The 1,380-nt window shown below is 33.0% G+C and carries 3 protein-coding genes; all 3 read right to left on the minus strand.

The window, feature by feature from the left end; genetic code table 11:
• Positions 1–125: 125 nt before the first annotated feature.
• Genes ACZBKJ_RS09810 through ACZBKJ_RS09820 form a run of 3 tightly spaced genes read right to left on the minus strand, consistent with a single transcriptional unit; the run spans position 126 to position 1,118 of the window.
• Positions 126–629 carry a hypothetical protein gene (locus ACZBKJ_RS09810; RefSeq protein ID WP_463200909.1) on the minus strand — a complete coding sequence of 168 codons (504 nt, stop codon included), beginning with the start codon at positions 627–629 and terminating at the stop codon, positions 126–128.
• Entirely contained in the window at positions 616–912 is a 297-nt protein-coding gene (locus ACZBKJ_RS09815) for a hypothetical protein (RefSeq protein ID WP_463200910.1), read from the minus strand. Before ACZBKJ_RS09815 ends, ACZBKJ_RS09810 begins: the two co-directional genes overlap by 14 nt.
• Positions 888–1,118: a hypothetical protein gene (locus ACZBKJ_RS09820; protein WP_463200911.1), complete on the minus strand. Its 231-nt coding sequence runs from the start codon at positions 1,116–1,118 to the stop codon at positions 888–890. Before ACZBKJ_RS09820 ends, ACZBKJ_RS09815 begins: the two co-directional genes overlap by 25 nt.
• Positions 1,119–1,380 lie beyond the last annotated feature (262 nt).

A 1,380-nucleotide genomic window follows, 5' to 3' on the forward strand; every position in this document is an offset into this window, starting at 1 on the left:
TGTGAATGGCAATGACGGTTTGATAATTACCCTTGTCATCAATTAGGCGATGACCGATTTCAATATCTTTTACTCCAACCCATTTTATGAAACTTAATGCTGCATTCGCATATAATTAGCAAATACTATGAATGTGAAATCTCTTTTAATTTTTTAATAAAGTTCATGTTGCTTTTACTATGTGGTATTAATAATATTTTATTGTTTTCTGATAGTTTTATAAAACTCACTTTTAATATTGGATCATTATCATAAATAAACCAATGTTTTTTTATATAAAAATCCCAATCTAATATTAATGGTTTTTCTATAGATATATTATTTCCTAAAAAATTTTTTCCCATTAATGAATTTTCTATAATACTGATTTCTTTAAAAGATTTTGATCCATATTTTCTCATTAAAATAATATTCTCATAAATTAATGGAAATGTAATAAAAATAGGTGGCAAATAGAAAGTTGATATCCTAATATCAAAAAGCAATATTGTCCATGCATTAGATGTAAAAACATAGTATGAAAAAAACAATATCTGAATTAAACATAGAATTGTTGAAATATATATTCTCTGACATCTTTTTTTAAAATTTTCATCAATCACAAAATCATAAATATTATCTTTGTTCATTTTTAAGATCCCTTTGTACTTCATCAAATGAAATACTGTATTTAAATAACTCATCTGACACCTTCCCAAATGCCGTATTGGGAACTACAATGATAGATGTTTGGCATGCATCACCACAATTATAACCACCAAGATATTTTCCTGCACCATAGGCCAAACCATTAACAACATGGGATGGCTTGACACTCAAATCTTCTCTTTGACTAGAGATGACTTGATCAGTATATGCAGCCCCAAGTCCAACAATAGAAGCCTCCGTCATGTTTCTAGTGCGAGAAACCATCCCACCACCAAGGCCACCTGTAACAGCATTGGAAAATAACCCAAAGCATTTCTTTCGTTCTCAGGGGTAGTTACACGATATCCTGCAACAGTTGTAACTGATCCAAATTGCACTGATGCTGGCAATTCTTTTGCCACACTCATAACATAAGGTGCATAACCAGCAGCCACTGCAGCTTTTTGATTAAAATCCATAACTGGCTTCATTTGTCTTGCTGCAGACTGTTACTTGCATCCAAAAATGGGGTTGCGTGCTCAGGTATGACATAAAACAAGAAAGGTAAAGCCTGATTTTGATTGAGCTTGCTGACCAATTGCAACGTTTCCTTGACTTTGTATACATTTTGAAAAATCCCCGCTCTGATTTGCACAATAAAATCCCAACGATGCTTGACTTTGTGCATATTCTTTACTGCCGGCTACCGCGCATAAGCCCAACTTTCTCCACCCCAATTATTATTCTCCACCC

The organism is Moraxella sp. I5G (assembly GCF_055193055.1).

Excerpts from the sequence above, each read along its gene's own strand:
- ACZBKJ_RS09810 (WP_463200909.1), bottom strand. The coding sequence starts at position 629 with ATGAACAAAGATAATATTTATGATTTTGTGATTGATGAAAATTTTAAA.
- ACZBKJ_RS09815 (WP_463200910.1), bottom strand. The coding sequence starts at position 912 with ATGGTTTCTCGCACTAGAAACATGACGGAGGCTTCTATTGTTGGACTT.
- ACZBKJ_RS09820 (WP_463200911.1), bottom strand. The coding sequence starts at position 1,118 with ATGAAGCCAGTTATGGATTTTAATCAAAAAGCTGCAGTGGCTGCTGGT.